The organism is Nonomuraea glycinis, from assembly GCF_014646515.1.
GTDB lineage: Bacteria > Actinomycetota > Actinomycetes > Streptosporangiales > Streptosporangiaceae > Nonomuraea > Nonomuraea glycinis.
In genome coordinates this window covers 195,651-216,893 of record NZ_BMNK01000017.1, presented here as the reverse complement: position 1 = coordinate 216,893, position 21,243 = coordinate 195,651, and the positions used below count along the sequence as shown (strand labels likewise).

Below are 21,243 nucleotides of genomic sequence, written 5' to 3'. Positions count from 1 at the left end.
CGGGTCCGCATCGGTTTCGGATGGTCAGGCCCTCCCGAGGGCGAAACGCCCGTAAACTCGGCGGGGTGGACACGACGACAGCGGACCCTCTGGTCGGCCGGCTGCTCGATGGGCGCTACCGCATCGAGTCCCTGATCGCCCGGGGCGGTATGGCGACCGTCTACCTCGCGCTGGACGTCCGGCTGGACCGGACGGTCGCGCTGAAGGTCATGCATCGCTCGCTCGCCGAGGACCCGGCGTTCGTGCGCAGGTTCATCGGCGAGGCCAAGTCGGTGGCCAGTCTCTCCCATCCCAACGTGGTGCACGTCTTCGACCAGGGCACCGACAACGACGTCGTCTACCTGTCGATGGAGTACGTGCCCGGCAAGACGCTGCGCGACATCCTGCGCGAGCGCGGCAGGGTGCCGGCCCGAGAGGCACTGGAGATCATGATCCCGGTGCTCGCGGCGCTCGGCGCGGCCCACCAGGCCGGGCTCGTCCACCGTGACGTCAAGCCCGAGAACGTGCTGATGACCGACGACGGCCGGGTCAAGGTCGTGGACTTCGGCCTGGCCAGGGCGATCGAGGCGACCAACCAGACCCGCACCGGCGTGATGATCGGCACGATCGGCTACATGTCGCCCGAGCAGGTGACGACCGGCGGCGCCGACGTGCGCAGCGACGTCTACGCCGCGGGCATCATGCTGTTCGAGCTCGTGACGGGCCAGCAGCCCTACGACGGCGAGACCCCCATGTCGGTGGCCTACCGGCATGTGCACGACACCGTGGCGGCGCCGTCGTCGGTGGTGCACGACGTGCCGCGGCTGATCGACTCGCTGGTGGCGCACGCCACGGCCCGCGACCCGCAGGACCGCCCGGCCGACGCGACCGCGATGCTGGTGGCCGCCGTGGAGGTGCACCGGATGCTGCCCCGGCTGACGGACCCGCCGGCGTCGCGCTCGCCGCAGCACTCCCGGCCGCACACGATGCCGCCGCGGGCCGCGCCCGCCCACACGATGATCCAGCCGCGGATCGAGGAGGCGCCGCCGCCGCGCCGCGACCGGTTCCGGGTCAACTGGTTCCTGGTGGTGCTCGCCGCCGTCATGGTGGTGGCGGTGGCGGCGACGGGGCTCTACTTCTCCCAGCGGAGCTACGCCATCGTGCCCGACCTGGTCGGCAAGAACATCGCGGTGGCCGAGCAGAACGCCAGCACGCTCGGCTTCAAGATCGTCAAGGTGGCGGGCAAGCACAGCGAGAAGGTGGCCGAGGGGCTGGTGCTGGAGATGGATCCGGCGCCCAAGACCGAGGTCGAGAGCGGGCAGACCATCACGCTGGTGCCCTCGCTGGGGCCGAAGCGCGTGCTGGTGCCCAAGGTCCAGGGCATGTCCGAGCAGGACGCCCGCAACGCGATCGCCACCGCCGGCCTCACCGTGGCCAAGGTCAGGCGCCTGCAGAACCTCGAGATCGCCCGTAACACGGTGATCCGCACCTCGCCCCAGGTGGGCGACAAGGTCAAGGAAGGCGCCAAGGTCGACCTCTACGTGAGCGCCGGCATGGTGATGCCGGACGTCGGCGGCATGCCGAAGGACGAGGCCGCCGCCTTCCTCGGCCAGCAGGGCTTCGCGGTGCAGGTCGCCGAGGTCGACGACGACGCCGAGCCGTGCACCGTCATCGCGCAGTCGCCCAAGGCCAAGTCCGAGGTCGACAAGGGCGCGCCGGCCATGATCACGGTGGCCCGCTGCCAGCAGGACTTCTGGCAGTGGTGGGGCCGCGACAACAGCGTGGACGGCGACGACGGCGGCGAGCGTGAGTCGCGGATCGTGCCCCAGGTGATGGGCAAGAACATCAACGACGCCAAGGCCGAGCTGCAGGCGCAGGGCTTCCAGGTGCGGGTGCGCAACCTGGGCAACAGCGGCGTGGTGCGCTACCAGCGCCCGGCGCCCAGCAGCGAGCGTCCGCCCGGCTCGGAGGTCTACCTCTGGCAGTGACGCCGTTCAGGCCAGGATGCCGTGCAGGCGCACTCTGGCCAGGCCGCCGTCGGGGTAGATGTCGACGCGCACCTGGCCGACCGGCTCGGTGTGCCGGAGGCGGAAGCGGTGCGGGGTGTCGGGCTGGAGCCTGGTCTTCGGCAGCAGCTCCGTCTCCCGGTCGCCGTCGAGTCCGGTGAGCGACACCCAGCCGGGGGCGTTGTGCAGCAGGTTCGTGGTGTCGATCTCGGCCAGGCGGATGAGGCCGCGCCCGGCCAGGCGGATGACCAGCCAGTCGTTGCCCGCGCCGCGGCGGCGCGCGGTCTCCCACCCTTCGGCCTGGTGGCGGGCCAGGCCGGGCGCCAGGACGTGGTTGGGCGAGGAGTAGAACTCGTCGGAGCAGGCGGTCACCAGGCCGCCGTTGGCCAGGGCCGCCAGGTCGAGGCCGAGCCCGTCGTACACGGACAGGTCCGGCCGCGCCTCGCCGTGCACCCGCAGGCGGGCGATGCCGCCGTCGGGGAACATGTTCAGCCGCACGTGGGTGTGGCGGCCATCCCCGTCGACCTTGAAGTGGTGCTCGGCGTCGCCGCCCAGCGCGCTCCTGGGCACGATCTCCACCCATGTGGCCGCCGCCAGCTCGGCCGGTGACGGGTGGCCCGCCACCTCGGCCGCCTCGACGGAGGCGTACGGCGGATAGTTGCCCTTGAACCAGGCCGTGTCGATCACCACGCCGCGGATCACCCCCGGCATGCCGAGCCGTACCAGCGCCCAGTCGTGGCCGGGCTCGCGGCGGCGGCGCGTCTCCCAGCCGTCGTACACCTGCCCCTTGCTGCCGAACGTCTCCGCCTGGAAGGCGGGACGTCCGGGCCGGATCAGGCACTCCTTGTCGGCGAAGGACTCGTCGCTGGCGGCGACGACCGAGCCGCCGTGGCTGCGGAGCGCGAGGTCGGGCAGGCGGGTGAAGGAGTGCATCTAATCTCCAAAGCGCAGATGTCCGTACGGTGTGCCGTCGATCGGCCGGCCCCGGAGCCAGGTGGTCAGGACGGCGCCCTTGAGGACCCGGCCGTGGTAGGGCGTGACCGGGTTCTTGTGGTGCAGCCGCCGGACGTCCACCGGCTCGGTGACCGCCGGGTCGAAGGCGACGAGGTCGGCGTCCTTGCCGGGCTCGATCCCGCCCTTGCCCGCCAGCCCGGCCAGCGCGGCGGGGTTGGCCGACATCCAGCGAACCACCGCGCCGAGCCCGTGCCCTCTGCGGGACGCCTCGGTCCAGACCGCCCGCAGGCCGAGCTGGAGGGAGGCGACGCCGCCCCAGGCGGCGGCGAAGTCGGGCACCTTGAGGTCGGGGGTGGAGGGCGAGTGGTCGGAGACGACGCAGCTCAGCACGCCGCCGGCGAGCCCTTCCCACAGCACGTCGCGGTTGGCGGCCGAGCGGATGGGCGGGCAGCACTTGTAGGCCGTGTCGCCCTCGGGGACCTGCTCGGCGTCGAGCGTCAGGTAGTGCGGGCAGGTCTCGGCGGTGATCCGCACCCCGTCCGCCTGGGCCCGGGCCAGCACGTCCAGGCACTCGGCGCTGGAGACGTGCAGGATGTGCGCCCGTACGCCGGTCTCGCGGGCCAGCTCGACCACCCGCTGGACCGCGCTCCGCTCGGCCGCGCCCGGCCGCGACCGCAGGAACTGCTCGTACGTCGGGCCGTCGCACTCGGTCAGCAGCGCCGGATCCTCCGCGTGCACGACGAGCAGGCCGTCGAAGGCGGCGATCTCCGTCATCGCCGCCCGCAGCTGCGACGGCGTGAGCGACGGGAACTCCTCCACCCCTGACGGCGACAGGAAGCACTTGAAGCCGTAGACGCCCTGCTCGTGCAGCGCCCTGAGCTCCTTGACGTTCGCCGGCACGGCCCCGCCCCAGAACCCGACGTCCACGTGGCACTGTCCCTCGGCGGCGCGCACCTTGGCCGCCAGCGCCGCCACGCTCACCGTGGGCGGCAGCGAGTTGAGCGGCATGTCGACGATGGTGGTGACGCCGCCGGCGGCGGCCGCCCTGGTGGCGGAGGCGAAGCCCTCCCAGTGGGTACGGCCGGGCTCGTTGACGTGCACGTGCGTGTCGACCATGCCGGGCAGCAGCGCCAGGTCCCGCAGGTCGATCTCCTCTGCCGCCGGCGGCGCCGCGTCGTAGGCGTGCAGCGCCGCGATCCTGCCGTCCTGGACGGCGACGGCCAGGGCCTGCTCCCCGCCGGCCGTCACGGTCCTGCGCGACCTGATGACCAGGTCGTATCCGGTCACGCGGGCACCGTCTTTCTCGCGGGCACCGCTACGGCGCCGGGTCCGGGGGCGATGGTCATGCGAGGTGGTCGGCGGCCAGGCGAGCCGTCAGGTCGCGCAGCAGCGCGGCGGCCTGGGCCATGCAGCGGTCGGGGTCGGGCTCCAGGTCGGTGAGCGCGTAGGCGGCCATGATGCCCACCGCCTGGAGGTCGGCGTCGCTGAGCGTGCGGCGGCCGCAGACCGCGACCACGGGGACGCCCGCCTTGGCGGCGGCCTGGGCGACGCCGACGGGCGCCTTGCCGCGCAGCGACTGCTCGTCGAGCGAGCCCTCGCCGGTGATCACCAGCCGGGCGCCCCTGACGAGGTCGTTGAAGCCGAGCAGGTCGAGGAGGTATTCGATGCCGGGCTGGAGGTCGGCGTGCAGGAAGGCCAGCGCGGCGAAGCCGACGCCGCCCGCCGCGCCGGCGCCGGGGGCTCCGGCGACGCCCATGGGGCGCGGCCGGTCGTCGTGCTCGATCGCGCCGACCAGGCCGTGGGTGCGGGTGGCGATGGCGGCCAGGCGGGACAGCGCGGCTTCGAGCACGCGGACCTGGTCCGGGCCGGCGCCCTTCTGCGGGCCGTAGACGGCCGCCGCGCCGTGCGGACCCAGCAGCGGGTTGTCCACGTCGGAGGCGACGACGAACTCCACGGCGGACAGGTCCAGGAGGCCGGAGATGTCGATGCGCTCCAGGTCGCGCAGCGCGGCCCCGCCGGGCGGCAGGTCGGCGCCGGCGGCGTCGAGGAAGCGGGCGCCGAGTGCCCGCACCAGGCCCGCTCCCCCGTCGGTGCACGCGCTGCCGCCCAGGCCGAGCACGACGCGGGTGGCGCCCTGCCGGACGGCGTCGGCGACGAGCTCGCCGGTGCCGTGGCTGGTGGCGGTCAGCGGCTCGGGGCCGCCGGGCAGCCGGCGCAGGCCGGACGCCTCGGCGAGCTCGACCACGGCGGTGTCGCCGCGCCTGGCGTAGGACGCTTCGACCGGCTCGCCCGTCGGGCCGGTGACGGTTCGGGTGACGCGGGTGAAGCCGCAGGCCACGGCCGCGTCGACGGTGCCGTCACCGCCGTCGGCGACGGGCAGCTCGACCGCCGGGACCGCCAGGGCCCCCGCCACGGCGGCGGCGACCTCGGCCGCCGTCAGCGAACCCTTGAACTTGTCCGGGGCGACAAGCACATGCTCAACCACTGCGCACTCCCACACGAGACGACACGGGGGCCGGGGCCGGCCATGCCCCATCATCACACCTCGGCCTTGATCGCCCCGAACCGCCCACGGCCCACCTCGTCTAGGCTCCGCCGTACCGAATCGAAAGGAGGGGGTTCGTGCGGATCTCCACCGCGCAGAGGCGCGCCCGGCTGGGCGTGCGGCACCGGCTGGCGCGCAAGGCGGCGAGCGTCGAGGAGGCGGCACGGGCGGTCGTGGCGTTGCACGCCACCGACCCCGCCACCGTGTTCCTGTCGGCGGGCGCGCGACTGACCGCGCCCGGCCCCGAGCCGGTCGAGAGGGCGCTGTACGAGGATCGCACGCTGACCCGGATGACCGGCATGCGGCGCACGATGTTCGTGGTCCCGGCGGACCTGGTGCCCGTCGTGCAGCACTCCTCGACCCGGGCGATCGCGGTGCGGGAGCGCAGGTCGCTGGTGAAGGTGCTCACCGAGAACGGCAGGGACGAGGCGTGGCTGGACGACGTGGCCGGCTCGGTGCTGCGCTCGCTGGCCGAGGTGGGCGAGGCGACGGCGAGCGAGCTGGGCGGGCTGGAGCCGCGGCTGCGCGAGCAGTTCAGGGTGGCGGTGGGCAAGCCCTACGAGGGGACGCAGAGCGTGGGCGGCCGCCTGCTGAACGTCATGGCCATGGAGGGCAGACTGGTGCGGCGGGGCCGCCCGGCCGGCACGTGGATCAGCGGCCTGCACCGGTGGGGCGTCAGCCCGCCGCCGGCCGAGCTCGCGGCGCACGAGGCGCGGGCGGAGCTGGTGCGGCGGTGGCTGGCCGCGTTCGGGCCGGGCACGGAGGCCGATCTCAAGTGGTGGACCGGCTGGTCGCTGGGCCAGGTGCGCGAGGCGCTGGCCGCCACCGGCGCGGTCGAGGTCGAACTGGCGGACGGCACCGGCCTCGTCCTGGCCGACGACCTGGGCGAGGTGCCGGACCCGGAGCCGTGGGCGGCGCTGCTGCCCGCGCTCGATCCAACGCCGATGGGCTGGCAGGCCCGCGACTGGTATCTGCCGCCGGCTCACCGGGCCGAGCTGTTCGACCGCACCGGCAACGTGGGACCGACCGTGTGGTGGAACGGCGAGGTGGTGGGCGGCTGGGCCCAGCGCGCCGACGGCGAGCTCGCGTGGCGGCCGCTGACGGACGTGGGCGCGGACGCCAGGGCGGCGATCGAGGCCGAGGTGGCCGGGCTGGCCGCGTGGCTCGGCGGGATCACGGTCACTCCTCGTTTCCGTACCCCGCTGGAACGGGAGCTGTCGAGCTGACTTGCGGGACGGACCCAGCGCCCGCTCCGGCGGGCGGGCGCGGTCCGGCGGGCGGGCGCGGTCCGGCGGGCGGGCGCGGTGCTAGCGGGCGGCGGCCAGGCGCATCAGGCGGCGGTGGGCCTCGGCGCCCGCCCGGCCGGTGGCGTCGTGCGCGACGGTGCGCAGTTCGCCGTCCTCCACCACCGTGCGCCCGCCCACCAGCAGCCGGGCCAGCGGCGGCTGCGGCCCGAAGACCAGCGCGCAGACGGGGTCGTCGACGGCCGCCGTGAACGGGCCGTCCACCCGCCACAGCGCCAGGTCGGCCAGCTTGCCCGGCTCCAGCGAGCCGAGCTCGTCCTGGCGGCCGAGGTTGCGGGCGCCGCCCAGCGTGGCCAGCTCCAGCGCCTGCCGGGCCGACAGCGCCTTCGGCCCGTACCTGGCGCGCTGGAAGAGCAGCGCCTGCCGCATCTCCCCGGCCATCGTGGTCAGCTCGGAGGAGGCGCTGCCGTCGACGCCGAGCCCGACGTTCGCGCCGCGCCGCAGCATCTCCGACACTCGGGCGATGCCGGCCCCCAGGCGTCCGTTGGAGGAGGGGCAGTGCGCCGAGCCGGTGCCGGTGGCGGCGAACCTGGCGATGTCGCCGTCGCTGAGGTGGACCGCGTGCGCGAACCACACGTCCTGGCCGAGCCAGCCGAGTTTGTCCATGTAGTCGACCGGCCGCATGCCGAACTGCTCCAGGCAGTGCTCCTGTTCGTCCAGGGTCTCGGCCAGGTGGGTGTGCAGGCGGACGCCCTTGTCCCTGGCGAGCCGGGCGGCCTCGGTCATCAGGTCGGCGCTCACCGAGAACGGCGAGCAGGGCGCGACGGCTACGCGCAGCATGGAGGAGAAGGAGGGGTCGTGGTAGGTGTCGACGGCCTCGGCCGTGGCGGCGAGGATCTCGTCGAGCTCCTCCACGACGACGTCCGGCGGCAGCCCGCCCGCCGACTGCCCGCGATCCATCGAGCCGCGCGCGGGGTGGAAGCGCAGGCCCAGCTCGCGGGCGGCCTCGATCTCGGCGGCGAACAGGTCGCCGCGGCCCTTGGGGAAGATGTAGTGGTGGTCGCTGGAGGTGGTGCAGCCGGACAGCGCCAGATGGCCGAGGCCCGCCGACGCGGCCCCTTTCACCACCTCGGCGTCCATGGCGGCCCACACCTCGTACAGCGCGACCAGCCACTCGAACAGGGTGGCGTCCTGGGCGAGCCCCTGGGTGGCCCACTGGTAGAGATGGTGGTGGGTGTTGACCAGGCCCGGGGTGGCCAGGCAGCCGGTCGCGTCGATCCGGGTCGTCCCCGGCGCGCCGGGCGACTGCGCCATGGGGCCGAGCTCGGCGATCCGATCCCCCTCGATGCGGATATATCCGGACTCGATCTCGGGTCCGATCACCGGGGCGATGTGCACGTTCTCGATCAGCGTCACCTGGAGTCCGCCTTCCGCGTGGCCGCCAGCCGCACGGCGTCCAGGATCTTCTCGTAGCCGGTGCACCGGCACAGGTTGCCCGCCAGGGCCTCGCGGATCTCCGCGTCCGAGGGCCGGGCGACGCGTTCGAGCAGGTCGTGCGCCTGCACGATGAGGCCGGGCGTGCAGAAGCCGCACTGCACCGCGCCGCACTCCACGAACGCCTCCTGCAGCGGATCCAGCCGGTCGCCCTCGGCCAGCCCTTCGACGGTCCGCACCTGGCGGCCGTCGGCCTGCCCCGCGGCGACCAGGCAGGCGCAGACCGGCGCGCCGTCCAGGTAGACCGTGCAGGATCCGCACTCGCCCTGCTCACAGGCGTTCTTGGAGCCGGGCAGGCCGAGCCGCTCGCGCAGGACGTACAGCAGGCTCTCGCCCTCCCACACGTCGTCGGCCGTCTCCTCGCGGCCGTTGACGACGAAGCTGACGCGCATCAGGCGGCCCTCCTTCCCAGATGGTCGTGCCACGCCCAGGTGAGCGTGCGGCGGGCCATCACGCTGATGGCGTGCGTGCGGTAGCCGGCGGTGCCGCGTACGTCGTCGATCGGCGAGGCGGCCCGCGCGGCCAGTTCGCCGAAGCGGCGCAGCACCGCCGGGTCGAGCGGCGCTTCCCAGTCGAGCGCACCGGCCAGGAACTCCTCCGCCTCCAGCGCCCGGCGCGGCGTGGGCGCCGCCGAGCCCAGCCCGGTGCCGACCCGCCTGTCCCCGGGATGCAGCGCGACCGCGAACGAGCAGACCGCGATCACCATCGCGTTGCGGGTGCCGACCTTGGAGAAGTACTGCGGACCGCTCGCCGCCGGGACGTGGAAGGCCCTGATCAGCTCGTCCGGGCGCAGCGCGTTGCGCTTGACGCCGAGATAGAACTCCGCCGCCGGGATCAGCCGGACGCCGCCGTCCCGCGACTCCACCTCGATCACCGCGTCGGCGGCCAGCAGCGGCGGATGGCTGTCGCCCGCCGGCGAGGCCGCGCCCAGGTTCCCGCCGACGGAGCCGCGGTTGCGGATCTGCGGCGAGCCGACCGTCCGCGCCGCCTGCGCCAGTCCCGGCAGCGCGCCGCCGAGCTCACCGATGATCGTGCTGTACGGCACCGCCGCGCCCACCCGGTAGCGCCCGTCCTGCTCCGACCAGGTCGCCAGCTCGGCCACCCGGGTGAGGTCCAGCAGCGCCACCGGGCGGCGCACGGCGAAGTTGATCTCCACCATCACGTCGGTGCCGCCCTGGAGGGGCACCGCGTCCGGCTGGTCCGCCTTGGCGGCCAGCGCCTCCGCCCACGTCGTGGGCCGCAAGAAGTCCATCGCTCTACTCCCAGGCGAATCCGGCATCAGGGGCGTCCTCCCGCAGCACACTGCCCTCGATCAGGCCGTACGGACGGTCGGCCGCGAAGAAGACCTCGTTGTCGTTGTCCAGCCCGAACGGCGACAGGTCCACCGGGAAGTGGTGCTTGTTCGGCATCGCCAGCCTGACCTCGCAGATCTCGGCGCGGGCGGTCAGCGCGCGCTCGCCCATCGCGTACAGGGTCTGCTGGAGGGACAGGCTGTGCGTCTCGGCGAACGCCTGGACCAGGCAGTCGCGTACGGCGTCGTAGGAGTCGAGGTAGTCCCGCCCACCGCCCGTGTGCCGCCAGCGGGCGGTCACCGCGGTGGCCAGGACGCGGTCGGTGGTGGGCTGGAGGGTGGTGTACTCGTCGGTGAGGAAGCCGTGGAACTCCGAGCCGGTCGAGTTGAGCACGACCAGGTCCTTGAGCCCGGACACCACGGTGGTGCGGCCGTCGGCGTCGTGGTGGACCACGCAGGTGCGCACCTCGCCGCCTCGGCGGACGAAGGAGTGCTCGCCGCGGCGGTCCCAGCCGTACTCCTCGATCTCCACCCTGGCGTGCCGGATCGTCGGGTGCGCCTCGACGAAGTGCCGGGCCAGCAGCAGCGCGAAGTCCTCGATCTGGTCCACGCCGTGCCGCTTGGCGAAGGCGTACACGGTGTTCTTCTGTGTGTCGGTCGGCAGCACGGCGGCGTTGTCGCCGGTCAGGTGCACGGCCGCCATGTCGCCGGACAGGCTGGAGCTGACGTTGACGTCCTTGATGTGGTGGCGGCCGCCGTCCCTGACGACCCGCACCAGCCTGGTCTCCGCCTTGCCGTAGCGGTTGGGTCCGAGAACGATCGACATCTAACTCCCTCGGTAGGTGGAGTAGGCGTACGGGCTGAGCAGCAGCGGCACGTGATAGTGGTCGCCGGGGTCGGTCACGGTGAAGGTGATGACGACCTCGGGATAGAAGGTGTCCGTCAGATAGCCGCCGGTGTCGAAGACGACCCGGTGCACGCCCGCTTCGGGCTCCCAGCCGCCGATCCGGCCGTCGCGGTCGGTGCGCCCCTCGGCGACCACCCCGCCCTCGTGCTCCAGCCGGACGAGCAGCCCGGTGGCGGGCCGGCCGGTGACCGCGTCCAGCACGTGCGTGGAGAAGCTCATCCGGCCTCCCCCACCAGCTTGCCGGCGCGCAGCCGGGTGATCTTCGCGAGCTCCTCGCGGACCGTGCGCCGCTCGCCCTCCTCGTCGGCGGTCAGTCGCTCGCGCAGCCGCCGGAGCATCTCGCCGCCGGTCAGGCCGGTGGCGCAGATGAGGTAGACGTGGCCGAAGCGCCGCTCGTAGGCCTGGTTGCCCTCCGCCAGGGCCGCGCGCAGCTCCTCCTCGACGCCGGACTGCTCCTGCCGGGACCACGCCGACTCCTTGGCGGGGCCGCGTGCCCGCTCGCCGATCCTCGGATGCGCGGCCAGCGCCTCCAGGACCTGCGGCCAGGTCAGCTCGCGCACCGCCGCGCCGGCCGCGTCGGCGAGCGCGGCCGCGTCCTGGAACGGGCGGCGGGCGGCCACCGCCTCGGCGAAGGCGTGGCTGGCGCAGCAGGAGAGCAGCTCCTTCTCCGCGTCGCCCGGGTCGAGGGCGTTGAAGCCGGCCAGGCCGGGGGGCGTGTTGGGCATGACACGAGTAGACACACGCGGGTGGTGCCCGGTCCACCCGCCAGAGCTCTCAACTGCGGGAGGGCTTGGTCAAGACTTTTCGTGTCATGCTCCAACCCGGTCAGCGGGCGCGGACGCCGTCCAGGATCAGGACGCAGAGCGCGTCGAACTCCTCGTCGATCTCCGCCCGCCCCCAGTCCGCCGCGTGCACGGGAGAGTGAAACCGCAGCGAGGCGTCGAACACCGCACGCGCCGTCGCGGCCGGGTCCTGGACGGCGAACTCCCCGCGGGCCACCCCGTCGGAGATGATCTCCCGGAGCTGCCCCAGGAGGTGGTCGATGTGCTGCTCGATCACCTCACTGGCGTCACCGAGGAGCGCCATGTACGTCGCGAACAGCTCCTCGTCGTCCAGCGCCTTCTTCCGCTTGGCCGCGAACAGGGTGGCCAGCCAGTCCCGCAGCCGGACGTCGGCGGGTCCGTCGCCGGCCATCACGGCGTCGAGCAGAGTGTGCGACTCGCGCAGCCATCGCTCCATGACCGCTTCCCGCAGCGCCGCCTTGCTCGGGAAGTGCCGATAGACGCTCCCGTGACTCACCTTCAGGGCTCGCGCCACGTCGACCACCGTGGCCTTGGCGGGCCCGTACCGGCGGAGAACCTCCACCGCCGCGCTGAGGATCTGGTCACGGGTCAAGCTGCCATCGGTCATATGCCCCAGTCTGTCAGCGCTCACTGTCGAGGGCCGTCATCATGGGGGCCGGGTAGCGCTCCCCCGCGGCCGCGCCGGCGGGCACGGCCGCCTCGACGCGCGCCACTTCCCCGGCGGTGAGCGTCACGTCGAGCGCCCCCAGCGCCTCGGTGAGCCGGTCCCGATGCCGGGCGCCGACCAGCGGGACGATGTCGTCGCCCCGCCCGAGCACCCAGGCGATGGCCAACTGGGCCACCGTCACGCCCTTGGCCTCGGCGATCTCGCGCAGCGCCTCGGTCAGGGCGAGGTTACGGGCCAGGTTGTCGCCGCTGAAGCGCGGGCCGTGGGCGCGGAAGTCCCCCGGCGGCAGCGCGCGGTCCTTCGTCCAGTGTCCGCTCAGCAGCCCGCGCGACAGCACGCCGTACGCGGTGATGCCGATGCCGAGCTCACGGCAGGTGGGCAGGATGTCGTCCTCGATCCCCCGCGACAGCAGGGAGTATTCGATCTGCAGGTCGGCGATGGGGTGCACGGCGTGCGCGCGCCTGAGCGTCGCGGCCCCCACCTCCGACAGCCCGATGTGCCGCACGCGTCCCTGCCGCACCTCCTCGGCGATGGCGCCCACGGTCTCCTCGATGGGCACCTGGGGGTCCAGCCTGGCCGGGCGGTAGATGTCGACGTAGTCGGTGCGCAGGCGGCGCAAGGTGTAGGCGAGTGCCGTCTTGACGGCGGCCGGGCGCACGTCGTGGCCGAGCCAGTTGCCGTCGTAGTCGCGCTGCGCGCCGAACTTGACGCTGATCCGCACCCCGTCGCGGTCCCGGCCGTCGAGCGCCTCGCGGATGAGGAGCTCGTTGTGCCCCATCCCGTAGAAGTCGCTGGTGTCGAGGAGGGTCACTCCCGCGTCGAGCGCGGCGCGGATGGTCGCGATGCCCTCGCTCTCGTCCGACGGCCCGTACAGGTCGGACATGCCCATGCAGCCCAGCCCGAGCGCGCCGACCTGCGGTCCGTTCTTTCCCAGAGTTCTCATGCCACGAAGTATCGCCTATCAGATGACAGATTTCAACTTTTGTCATTCTTTCTTCTGCGGGACGGGGCCTGACCTGCCCGGAGGTTCCGGCCACTAGACTGGGAGGACCATGACCCCACGCTCTCTCATCGGCGGACACGTCTTCGTCACCGGCGGCCTGGCCAAGGGCGGCCTCGCCTACATGGACGACATCGGCGCCGAGATGATCCAGGTGTTCGTCACCAACCCGCGCGGCTGGGCGCTCACCCCCGGTAAGCCGGAGCAGGACGCCAAGCTCGCCGAGGCGGGCGTCGACACCTATGTCCACGTCCCCTATCTGGCCAACTTCGGCTCCCCCACCCCCGAGACGCTCGCCTCCTCGGTGGCGATCGTGCGTTACACGCTGGGGCGCGGCCGCGAGATCGGGGCCAAGGGAGTGGTGGTGCACACGGGCTCGGCGGTGTCCCAGCCCCGCGACGACGCGATGCGCCAGCTGCGCGAGCACCTGCTGCCGCTGCTCGACGAGATCCCGGACGACGGGCCCGACCTGCTGCTGGAGCCGATGGCGGGCCAGGGCGCGATGCTCTGCGCCACCGTGCAGGATCTGGAGCCCTACCTGGACGCCTTGGAATGGCACCCCCGGGTGGGCGTCTGCCTCGACACCTGTCACGCCTTCTCGGCCGGTCACGACCTGACGGCCGAGGGCGGCGTCCAGGAGACGTTCGACCTGCTGCACAAGATCGCGCCCGGCCGGCTCAAGCTGATCCACGCCAACGACTCCAAGGACGCCTGCGGCTCCAAGAAGGACCGCCACGAGAACATCGGGGCCGGCCAGATCGGCGCCCGGCCGTTCGCGGAGCTCATGCGCCATCCCGCCGTGGCCGGGGTGCCGATCTGCATCGAGACGCCCGGCAAGGCCGACCAGCACCGCGCGGACATCGCCACACTGAAGAGGCTGCGCGACGAGGGCTGATCCGGCGTGACAGGGGCGCCCGCTCTCGCGGTCCGACCGCCCCCGTTTGGCCGGATCGCGGTCCGATCCCCGGCCACAGCGGGCGCCCCTTCACGTGGTCGGCAGCGGGCCCGACCCCCCGGTCGAGGGCCCGACAGCCGTGGCGGCCCGTGTGACCACCATGGATCCAGCGCGTTCGGCGAGCCTTGCGGCTCCCCTCCTGCTGCGCCGGAGTGGCTCCGATGCCGAAACACTACGGTCGCGACCTACCGCACGACACCCCGTTGACCGCCGCCTCGCCCAACGGTCAGTAGTCATCGGTATGCGGGACGCGCCCGGACGGTGAGCGGTCCGCACCGGGCGACGAGCGGTGGCCTCCGGCGCGCTCCGAAGGCTCCGGCAGGTGCATTCTGGCCATCATCCGGCCCACTCCCCCGGGCACTCGACCCGGTGTGACCAGGGAAATCACCACCATCACGGCGAACGCGAGAGGCACCGCGACCGACGCGGGGTGGGACGTGGGCACGCCCAGGTTCAAGCCCGTCTGTTCGCACACCACGAGGGCGGCCGTCACGCCCCCGCCGGCCACCGCCCCGGCCAGGACACCGGCGTCGGTGAGCCGCCGCCACCAGATGCCGAGCAGCAGCAGCGGGCAGAGGGTGGCCGCCGAGAGACTGAAGCCGAGCATCATGAGCGGCATCGAGCCGCTGGGGTCCGTGGCCATGGTCAGGGCCAGCGCGGTGAGCGCCACGGCGAGCACGGCGCCGCGGAAGACGCTGGCGCCGGTGGCCCGCGAGACACAGGCCGAGATGGCGCCCCCGACCGCGCTCAGCACCCCGCACGCGGTGGCCAGGAAGGCGACGAACGCGCCGGCGGCCAGCAGCCCGGTCAGCAGGTCGCCGGCCGGTCCGGGCAGCATCCTGGCGGGCAGCAGCAGGACGATCTCGTCCATGACGCCGCCGCGCGCCACAACCGCGCTCAGCACGCCGTAGAGCGGCGGCACCACGCAGAACAGCGCCAGCATCGCCTGCGCCGCCACGATGGACCGCCTGGCCTCGTGACCGTCCAGGGCGACGTGCAGGCGGACGATCACATGCGGCAGCCCCATCGTGCCCAGCGCGCACGCCAGCAGCACCATGAGCGCCCCCGGCAGCAGTCCCGCCATCCCGTCGCCACCGCCCTGGGGAGCCGGGGCGAGGTCGGGGGCGTGCGCGTGCGCGGGAGCGGGGGCGTGCGCGGGGGCGTGCGCGGGGGCGTGCGCGGGGGCGTGCGCGGGGGCGTGCGCGGGAGCGGCCGAAGGGTCCGCGGCACCGTACGACGTTCCGACGGCGCCCTCCCAGAGCCCGTCCGGCAGGCCCGCGACGAAGGCCGTGACGTCGCCGGAGGGCAGGTGGTGCCACCAGACCGCCCACAGCACCACCCCCACCCCGACGAAGATCACCAGCTTCAGCCAGTACTGGGACGCCTGGACGCTCGTCACGCTGCCCGTCCCCCCGGCGAGGGCGATCGCGACCCCGGCCGCGGCCAGCGCCGCCCACCCCGCCCAGGCGGGCATGCCGGTCAGCAGCCGCACCACCACCCCCGCCGCGTGCAGCTGGGCGACCAGGAACGCCATCCCGATGACCAGGGAGAGCATCGTGGTGAGACAGCGCAGCGGCACCGACCCGAGCCGCCACTCGGCGAAGTCCGGCAGCGTGTAGGTGCGGGAACGGCGCAGCGGCGCGACGACGAGGGCGAGGACGATGACGAACCCGCCGGCCACGCCCGCCGGATGCCACCCGCCGCTCGCGCTGCTCAGCCCGGCCAGGCCCAGGCACACCGCGGCCGAGGTGAACTCGGAGCTGATCGCCGCCCCGTTGCGCCACGGCCGCACCGCCCGGCGAGCGGCCTGTAACTGCGCGGGGGCGCTGTAGCGGCGCGGGCGCGCGGCGCTCACCGAGATGCCCAGCAGCACGACGAAGGCGGTCCAGGACAGCACCGCGACGGTCATCGTTCGAGCCGCTCCGCGCGCTTGAGATGGTGGACGGCCAGCGCCACCAGGACGGGCTGCACCGCCAGCGTCAGCGCCACCCAGGCGCCGGGGGCGCGCAGCCAGAGCGCGACGGCGGGCAGCCCGGCGAGCGAGATCAGCGCGGCGGCGACGGTGGCCAGCGCCTGGCGTAACTGCCGGGAGACGAGCTCTCCCACGTCGGGGGCCTCGCCTTCGGGGGTGAAGGCGCCGCGCGGGCGGCCGGCCACCCTACGGCGGCGGGTCACCGGGACCCGGCGAGCGGTCACGAGATCACTCCTCTGTGCTGGCGGACGAGCTGCTCGCGCACCTGCCGGCTGTGTCGCCTGCTGACCTGCAGGACCTCGGTGCCGACGGTGACCGTGACCCGGCCGCCCTCGAACCTGAGCTCGCTGACATGGCGGGCGGAGACCAGCGTGCTGCGGTGCACCCGGATGAAGCCCGCCTCCGCCCAGCGCCGCTCCAGCGCCGCCAGCGACATGCGCACCAGATAGCTGCCGTCGTCGGTGTGCAGGCGCACATAGTCGCCCTTGGCCTCGGCGAAGCGGACCGCCTGCTGCGGCACGAACCGGGTGCGGCCGCCGAGCTCGACCGGGATCACGTCGTCCTGGCCGGGCTCGGGGGCGGGCGAGGCGGCCACCTCCAGCCGGCGCACCGCCTCCGCCAGCCGCTCGGCCCGGACCGGCTTCAGCAGGTAGTCGACGGCTTCGAGGTCGAAGGCCTGCACCGCGCACCCGTCGTGGGCGGTGACGAAGACCAGCTTCGGCGGGCTGGGGAACCCGCCGACGAGCCGGGCCAGGTCGAGCCCGTCCAGGCCGGGCATCCTGATGTCCAGGAAGATCGCGTCGAGCCGCTCGCCGCCGCCCATCATCTGGACCATGTCCTGCATCGCCGCGACGCCGTCACAGGCGGTGATCACGTGCTCGACCCGGCGGTCCTGGCGCAACAGGTAGGCCAGCTCCTCCAGCGCGGGCTCCTCGTCGTCCACGGCCAGCACACGTAGCATGGCCCCTACGCTGCCGTACGAAGTCAAAGGTCACAACCCCTCACGTCACTCTGCGTAAAGATATGGTCACATATGGCCGAGTTGCGCCTTTGGCACCCGGAGCCGCACTCTCGTGCCCGCGCCCAGAGCCGTCTCGACCACCAGCCCGTAGCCGTCGCCGTAGATCTGGCGCATGCGCAGATCCACGTTGGCCAGGCCGATGCCGCTGCCCTCGCGGGTCGGGTCGTCGTCGAGCACCCTCCTGGCCCGCTCGGGGTCCATGCCGGTGCCGTCGTCCTCCACGGTGATGTGCGCCTCCGGTCCCGCGTCCCGTGCCACCACGCGGACTTCGCCGATGCCACCGCGGTCCCGCATGCCGTGCTTGATGGCGTTCTCGACCAGGGGTTGCAGGCACAGGAACGGCACCGGCACCGGCAGCACCTCCGGGGCCACCTGCAGGCTGAAGCGCAGCTTGTCGCCGAACCTGGCGCGCTCCAGCAGCAGATAGCGGTCCACGCAGCTCAGCTCGTCGGCGAGGGTGGTGAAGTCATGGGTCTTGGAAAGGGCGTACCGGGCGAAGTCGGCGAAGTCGAGCAGCAGCTCGCGGGCGCGGTTCGGGTCGGTGCGGACGAACGACGCGATCGTGGTCAGCGCGTTGTAGACGAAGTGCGGGGAGATCTGGGCGCGCAGCGCCCGCATCTCCGCTTCCAGCGCGCGCCGCCGCGAGGAGTCGAGCTCGGCCAGCTCCAGCTGGCCCGACACCCAGCGGCCGACCTCGGTGACGGTCCGCACCAGGCCCGCGCTCAGCTCCTCGTCGAAGACCGCCAGCGCGCCGACGATCGTGCCGTCGACGGCCAGCGGCACCACCACCGCGCCGTACGGCTCACCCGCGAACACCTGCGCCCGTCCGGAGGCGAGCGTGGCGCGCGCGTAGCCGAGGACCTCCTCGGCGCAGGGGCCGTCCCAGGCGAGCGCCACGTCGGTGGAGGTGATCGCGACGGCGTGCGTGCCGAGCAGGGCGTGCAGATGACGTACGGCCTTACGGGCGGAGTCACGGGTGAGCCCGGTGCGCAGCGCGGGCGCGGCCATCGCGGCCAGGTGCAGCGTGGCGAAGGTCGCCTGATCGTTCCAGCGGGTCTCGATCCGGGTGCGGCGCCGCGCGACCCGGCCGAGCGTGTAGCCCAGGACGAAGGTCAGGCAGGAGAGCGCCACGCACCCGGCGGTCAGCATGCGGGCAACCGTAGCCAACAACGCACCGTGTCCGGGCGGAAACCGAGCGTTGTCCTACGCCGGGCCCTCCCCGGGTTCTTCCTGGTAGGAGTAGCGCTGCTCGTGCCAGGGGTCGGCGACGTTGTGGTAGCCGCGCTCCTCCCAGAATCCCCGGCGGTCGTCGACCAGATACTCGATGGCGCGCACCCACTTGACGCTCTTCCACGCGTACAGGTGCGGCACGATGAGCCGCAGCGGGGCGCCGTGCTCGGCGGTGAGCGGCTCGTCCCCGAAGGCGGTGGCCAGCAGCGTGCCGGGGGCGGTGAAGTCGGACGTCCTGAGATTGGCGCTGTAGCCGTACTCGGCCCAGATCATCACGTGCCGGACGCCGGCGGCGGGCGGGACCGCCTCCAGGATGGTGGCCGGGGTGACGCCGCGCCACCGCAGGTCCATCATGGAGAACTTGGTGACGCAGTGGAAGTCCGCCGTGACGCTGGTGCGGGGCAGGCGCTCGAACTCGTCCCAGGCGAAGCCGTGCTCCTCACCCGAGGCGGTGGCGCCGAACACCCGGAAGTCCCAGCTGGCCGGCTTGAACGGGGGGACCCTGCCGTAATGGACCACGGGTAGGCCGCGGGGGACGTACTGGCCTGGAGGCAGGCGTGACTCCGCCACGATCACTCTCCTCACGGGGTCTCGCGGTCTGGACCATCCTGCCATCGGGCGGGAGCCGGCTCGCCAGCGGGTCGGGGTGCGCTACCATGAGGGCACTATGCGCACCGCGATCGTTTTTTGGTATGGCGACGGACCTGTTGGTCGGACCGTTCGCCACCTGACGCTGCGCTAGCAGACAGGCGAACAGAAGGCCCCGGGTCCGAAAGGACCCGGGGCCTTCTGCGTTTTCCAAAGGAGAAGAACATGGTCATCGTGATGGGCCCTGAGGCAACCGGCGACAACGTCGCCTCGATCGTCACCGTCGTGCGGACGGCGGGAGTGGAAGCGTTCGTGAGTAAAGGTGTCAAGCGGACGATCATCGGCCTGGTGGGCGACGTGACGCAGCTCGACTCGGCCAACCTGCGCGGCATGCCGGGGGTGCGCGAGGTGATGCGGGTGTCGACCCCGTACAAGCTGGTCAGCCGGGAGAACCACCCCGAACGCTCTACCGTGCATGTGGGCGGGGTGCCGATCGGCCCCGAGACGGTGACGCTGATCGCGGGGCCGTGCGCGGTGGAGACGCCGGAGCAGACGCTGCTGGCCGCGCGGATGGCGCAGGCGGCGGGTGCGACGCTGCTGCGCGGCGGCGCCTTCAAGCCGCGCACCTCGCCGTACGCGTTCCAGGGCTTGGGCGAGCGCGGGCTGCGGATCCTGGCCGAGGTGCGGGAGGAGACGGGCCTGCCGATCGTGACCGAGGTGGTCGACGCGAACGACGTGGACCTGGTCGCCTCGCACGCCGACATGCTGCAGGTCGGCACCCGCAACGCGCAGAACTTCGCGCTGCTGCAGGCCGTCGGGGCGGCGGGCAGGCCGGTCATGCTCAAGCGCGGCATGAACGCCACGATCGAGGAGTGGCTGATGGCGGCGGAGTACATCGCGCAGCGCGGCAACCTTGACGTGGTGCTGTGCGAGCGGGGCATCAGGACGTTCGAGACCGCCACCCGCAACACGCTGGACGTGTCCGCCGTCCCGGTGGCGCAGCGCCTGTCGCACCTGCCGGTGATCGTGGACCCGTCGCACTCGGGCGGCCGCCGTGACCTGGTGCTGCCGCTGACCCGGGCGGCCATCGCGGTGGGCGCGGACGGCGTCATCATCGACGTGCATCCGCACCCGGAGCAGGCGCTCTGCGACGGCCCGCAGGCCCTGGTGGACACCGATCTGGGCGAGCTGGCCCAGGTCATGCGGGACTTCCCGGCGATGCTGGGCAAGTCGGCCGCGCTGGCCCTCAGCTAGAGGGTGTATTCCTGAATCGAGTCGGCGAGCTGGACGGCGAGTTCCTCGGCGTCCAGCCGCTTCTCGATCTGCTTGAGGTCCGCGATCTTGGCCCGGGTCTCGGCGCGCTTGGGAGCGAGCAGGCTGCAGCAGTCCTCGTCGGGCAGCTCGGAGATCGCCAGGGTGTCGATGCGCCGGGCCTCGGCCATGATCTCGGTCTTGTCCCAGCCCACCAGCGGGCGCAGGATCGGCAGCTCGACCGCGTGGTCCTGGGCGGTGATGTTGGTCAGGGTCTGCGAGGAGACCTGGCCGAGCGCGTCGCCGGTGATCAGCGCGGCGGCGCGGATGCGGTGGGCGACCTCCTCGGCCGTCTTGAGCATGAGCCGGCGCTGGGTGATGACCGCGAGCCGCTCCTGACCGGAGTTGCGGATGGACTGCTGGGCCTTGCCGAACGGCACCACCCACAGGCGCGAGCCGCCCTGGAACCGGTCGAGCTTCTTGACCAGGGCGTAGGCCTTGTAGATGGACTCGGAGGTGCTGAACGGGATGCCGGAGAAGTGCAGGAAGTCGACGTGCAGGCCGCGTCGCATCATGCGGTAGGCCGCCACCGGCGAGTCGATGCCGCCGGACATGAGCACCAGCGCCCGGCCGCTGCTGCCGACCGGCAGGCCGCCCTGGCCGGGCAGGCCGCCGGTGAAGACGAACACCTCGTCCCTGTCGACCTCGATGGACAGGGTCAGCGCCGGGTTCTTCAGGTCGACGGGCAGGCCGTACTCGTCGTTGATGGCGCCGCCGACGAGCCGGTCGAGCTCGTTGGAGCGGAGCGGGAAGCGCTTGTCGCGGCGGCGGGAGCGGACCGCGAACGACGCCTTGCGCTTGACCTCCTCGCGCTCGCCGACGAGCTCCAGACCGGCCTTGAGCACGGCCTCGGGGTCCTTGGCGACGCGCCAGGCGGGGTGGATCCAGACCAGACCCGGCACGTCGGCGACGCGCTCGGCCACGGTCCGCGCCTGCTCGGCGGTGGCGCCCTCAGGCAGGAAGATCGCGATGACGCCGTGCCGCTTGCGCACATCGAGCTTGATGCCGAGCTCCTTGAGCGCGTCGCGGATGTTGCTGATGAGGCGACGTTCGAACACCTCGCGGTTCTTACCCTTCAGGACGATCTCGCCCAGCTTGAGCAGAACACACGGCTCGCCCAGGGCAGACATCGTCATGGTGGAACCTCCGGAAGATGGGGAAATGCGCCGCTGGTACCAACGCATCGGTGCCCTGAGTTTAGTCCGGCTCCGGCGTCCGTTCGATGCCGTGGACACCATGAGGACTTCTCACGTTTCCGACAGGCCAGATTGACAGA

21 protein-coding genes are annotated in these 21,243 nt (G+C 72.8%); 4 read left to right on the top strand and 17 right to left on the bottom strand.

All coding sequences use genetic code 11. The annotated features are described in order from the left end of the window. Positions 1-65 precede the first annotated feature (65 nt). Complete coding sequence (pknB, locus tag IEY87_RS36365) at positions 66-1,967, top strand: Stk1 family PASTA domain-containing Ser/Thr kinase (protein WP_225277959.1); 1,902 nt, start codon at positions 66-68, stop codon at positions 1,965-1,967. 6 nt (positions 1,968-1,973) lie between these two features. Here the strand turns inward: pknB and alc are convergent, their stop codons facing one another. The 3 genes from alc to IEY87_RS36350 are packed head-to-tail and all read right to left on the bottom strand — an operon-like array spanning position 1,974 to position 5,424. After that, positions 1,974-2,918, bottom strand: a complete 945-nt coding sequence (alc, locus tag IEY87_RS36360; RefSeq protein WP_189143369.1) for an allantoicase — start codon at positions 2,916-2,918, stop codon at positions 1,974-1,976. Next, positions 2,919-4,226 carry an allantoinase AllB gene (gene allB / locus IEY87_RS36355; protein WP_189143368.1) on the bottom strand — a complete coding sequence of 436 codons (1,308 nt, stop codon included), beginning with the start codon at positions 4,224-4,226 and terminating at the stop codon, positions 2,919-2,921. Positions 4,227-4,281: 55 nt separating this feature from the next. Continuing rightward, positions 4,282-5,424: a glycerate kinase gene (locus IEY87_RS36350; RefSeq protein WP_225277960.1), complete on the bottom strand. Its 1,143-nt coding sequence runs from the start codon at positions 5,422-5,424 to the stop codon at positions 4,282-4,284. Positions 5,425-5,561: 137 nt separating this feature from the next. On the opposite strand from IEY87_RS36350, the gene IEY87_RS36345 reads away from it, so the two are divergent. Beyond that, positions 5,562-6,710, top strand: a complete 1,149-nt coding sequence (locus IEY87_RS36345; RefSeq protein ID WP_225277961.1) for a winged helix DNA-binding domain-containing protein — start codon at positions 5,562-5,564, stop codon at positions 6,708-6,710. A gap of 81 nt (positions 6,711-6,791) precedes the next feature. On the opposite strand, the gene IEY87_RS36340 is transcribed toward IEY87_RS36345, so the two are convergent. The 8 genes from IEY87_RS36340 to IEY87_RS36305 form a co-directional block, all read right to left on the bottom strand. After that, positions 6,792-8,135: an 8-oxoguanine deaminase gene (locus IEY87_RS36340; RefSeq protein WP_225277984.1), complete on the bottom strand. Its 1,344-nt coding sequence runs from the start codon at positions 8,133-8,135 to the stop codon at positions 6,792-6,794. Positions 8,136-8,140: 5 nt separating this feature from the next. Continuing rightward, a complete protein-coding gene (locus IEY87_RS36335; RefSeq protein WP_189143367.1) occupies positions 8,141-8,614 on the bottom strand; it encodes a (2Fe-2S)-binding protein in 474 nt (157 codons plus the stop codon). Beyond that, a complete protein-coding gene (locus IEY87_RS36330; RefSeq protein ID WP_189143366.1) occupies positions 8,614-9,474 on the bottom strand; it encodes an FAD binding domain-containing protein in 861 nt (286 codons plus the stop codon). The genes IEY87_RS36335 and IEY87_RS36330 overlap by 1 nt, the downstream gene beginning before the upstream one ends. A gap of 4 nt (positions 9,475-9,478) precedes the next feature. Further along, positions 9,479-10,339, bottom strand: coding sequence for a factor-independent urate hydroxylase (gene pucL / locus IEY87_RS36325; RefSeq protein WP_189143365.1), 861 nt, complete (start codon positions 10,337-10,339; stop codon positions 9,479-9,481). Further along, the gene (gene uraH / locus IEY87_RS36320; protein WP_189143364.1) at positions 10,340-10,639 is read right to left on the bottom strand and encodes a hydroxyisourate hydrolase; all 300 of its coding nucleotides are present in this window, start codon (positions 10,637-10,639) and stop codon (positions 10,340-10,342) included. Then, positions 10,636-11,145, bottom strand: coding sequence for a 2-oxo-4-hydroxy-4-carboxy-5-ureidoimidazoline decarboxylase (uraD, locus tag IEY87_RS36315; RefSeq protein ID WP_189143363.1), 510 nt, complete (start codon positions 11,143-11,145; stop codon positions 10,636-10,638). The genes uraH and uraD overlap by 4 nt, the downstream gene beginning before the upstream one ends. A 100-nt stretch (positions 11,146-11,245) precedes the next feature. Continuing rightward, positions 11,246-11,830: a TetR family transcriptional regulator gene (locus IEY87_RS36310; protein WP_189143362.1), complete on the bottom strand. Its 585-nt coding sequence runs from the start codon at positions 11,828-11,830 to the stop codon at positions 11,246-11,248. A gap of 13 nt (positions 11,831-11,843) precedes the next feature. Then, complete coding sequence (locus IEY87_RS36305; RefSeq protein WP_189143361.1) at positions 11,844-12,833, bottom strand: aldo/keto reductase; 990 nt, start codon at positions 12,831-12,833, stop codon at positions 11,844-11,846. A 109-nt stretch (positions 12,834-12,942) separates the two neighbouring features. On the opposite strand from IEY87_RS36305, the gene IEY87_RS36300 reads away from it, so the two are divergent. Next, positions 12,943-13,785 carry a deoxyribonuclease IV gene (locus IEY87_RS36300; RefSeq protein ID WP_189143360.1) on the top strand — a complete coding sequence of 281 codons (843 nt, stop codon included), beginning with the start codon at positions 12,943-12,945 and terminating at the stop codon, positions 13,783-13,785. A gap of 286 nt (positions 13,786-14,071) precedes the next feature. On the opposite strand, the gene IEY87_RS36295 is transcribed toward IEY87_RS36300, so the two are convergent. The 5 genes from IEY87_RS36295 to IEY87_RS36275 all read right to left on the bottom strand — a co-directional run bounded on the left by IEY87_RS36295 (position 14,072) and on the right by IEY87_RS36275 (position 18,638). Further along, on the bottom strand, positions 14,072-15,754 hold the full coding sequence (locus IEY87_RS36295; RefSeq protein ID WP_189143359.1) for a sodium:solute symporter family transporter: 1,683 nt from the start codon (positions 15,752-15,754) through the stop codon (positions 14,072-14,074). Then, complete coding sequence (locus IEY87_RS36290) at positions 15,751-16,041, bottom strand: hypothetical protein (RefSeq protein ID WP_189143358.1); 291 nt, start codon at positions 16,039-16,041, stop codon at positions 15,751-15,753. Before IEY87_RS36290 ends, IEY87_RS36295 begins: the two co-directional genes overlap by 4 nt. Then, a complete protein-coding gene (locus IEY87_RS36285) occupies positions 16,038-16,778 on the bottom strand; it encodes a LytR/AlgR family response regulator transcription factor (RefSeq protein ID WP_189143357.1) in 741 nt (246 codons plus the stop codon). The genes IEY87_RS36290 and IEY87_RS36285 overlap by 4 nt, the downstream gene beginning before the upstream one ends. A 66-nt stretch (positions 16,779-16,844) precedes the next feature. Further along, on the bottom strand, positions 16,845-17,987 hold the full coding sequence (locus tag IEY87_RS36280; RefSeq protein WP_189143356.1) for a sensor histidine kinase: 1,143 nt from the start codon (positions 17,985-17,987) through the stop codon (positions 16,845-16,847). Positions 17,988-18,041: 54 nt separating this feature from the next. Further along, positions 18,042-18,638, bottom strand: coding sequence for a molybdopterin-dependent oxidoreductase (locus tag IEY87_RS36275; protein WP_225277962.1), 597 nt, complete (start codon positions 18,636-18,638; stop codon positions 18,042-18,044). Positions 18,639-18,881: 243 nt separating this feature from the next. On the opposite strand from IEY87_RS36275, the gene aroF reads away from it, so the two are divergent. After that, positions 18,882-19,910, top strand: coding sequence for a 3-deoxy-7-phosphoheptulonate synthase (gene aroF / locus IEY87_RS36270; protein ID WP_189143354.1), 1,029 nt, complete (start codon positions 18,882-18,884; stop codon positions 19,908-19,910). On the opposite strand, the gene thiI is transcribed toward aroF, so the two are convergent. Continuing rightward, positions 19,907-21,103 carry a tRNA uracil 4-sulfurtransferase ThiI gene (thiI, locus tag IEY87_RS36265; protein ID WP_189143353.1) on the bottom strand — a complete coding sequence of 399 codons (1,197 nt, stop codon included), beginning with the start codon at positions 21,101-21,103 and terminating at the stop codon, positions 19,907-19,909. The genes aroF and thiI overlap by 4 nt on opposite strands. Positions 21,104-21,243 lie beyond the last annotated feature (140 nt).

Bases quoted from the DNA above. Each gene is read 5' to 3' on its own strand.
- alc (WP_189143369.1), bottom strand. From the start codon at position 2,918: ATGCACTCCTTCACCCGCCTGCCCGACCTCGCGCTCCGCAGCCACGGC.
- IEY87_RS36335 (WP_189143367.1), bottom strand. From the start codon at position 8,614: ATGCGCGTCAGCTTCGTCGTCAACGGCCGCGAGGAGACGGCCGACGAC.
- IEY87_RS36330 (WP_189143366.1), bottom strand. From the start codon at position 9,474: ATGGACTTCTTGCGGCCCACGACGTGGGCGGAGGCGCTGGCCGCCAAG.
- pucL (WP_189143365.1), bottom strand. From the start codon at position 10,339: ATGTCGATCGTTCTCGGACCCAACCGCTACGGCAAGGCGGAGACCAGG.
- uraH (WP_189143364.1), bottom strand. From the start codon at position 10,639: ATGAGCTTCTCCACGCACGTGCTGGACGCGGTCACCGGCCGGCCCGCC.
- uraD (WP_189143363.1), bottom strand. From the start codon at position 11,145: ATGCCCAACACGCCCCCCGGCCTGGCCGGCTTCAACGCCCTCGACCCG.
- IEY87_RS36310 (WP_189143362.1), bottom strand. From the start codon at position 11,830: ATGACCGATGGCAGCTTGACCCGTGACCAGATCCTCAGCGCGGCGGTG.
- IEY87_RS36305 (WP_189143361.1), bottom strand. From the start codon at position 12,833: ATGAGAACTCTGGGAAAGAACGGACCGCAGGTCGGCGCGCTCGGGCTG.
- IEY87_RS36300 (WP_189143360.1), top strand. From the start codon at position 12,943: ATGACCCCACGCTCTCTCATCGGCGGACACGTCTTCGTCACCGGCGGC.
- IEY87_RS36295 (WP_189143359.1), bottom strand. From the start codon at position 15,754: ATGACCGTCGCGGTGCTGTCCTGGACCGCCTTCGTCGTGCTGCTGGGC.
- IEY87_RS36285 (WP_189143357.1), bottom strand. From the start codon at position 16,778: ATGCTACGTGTGCTGGCCGTGGACGACGAGGAGCCCGCGCTGGAGGAG.
- IEY87_RS36280 (WP_189143356.1), bottom strand. From the start codon at position 17,987: ATGCTGACCGCCGGGTGCGTGGCGCTCTCCTGCCTGACCTTCGTCCTG.
- aroF (WP_189143354.1), top strand. From the start codon at position 18,882: ATGGTCATCGTGATGGGCCCTGAGGCAACCGGCGACAACGTCGCCTCG.
- thiI (WP_189143353.1), bottom strand. From the start codon at position 21,103: ATGACGATGTCTGCCCTGGGCGAGCCGTGTGTTCTGCTCAAGCTGGGC.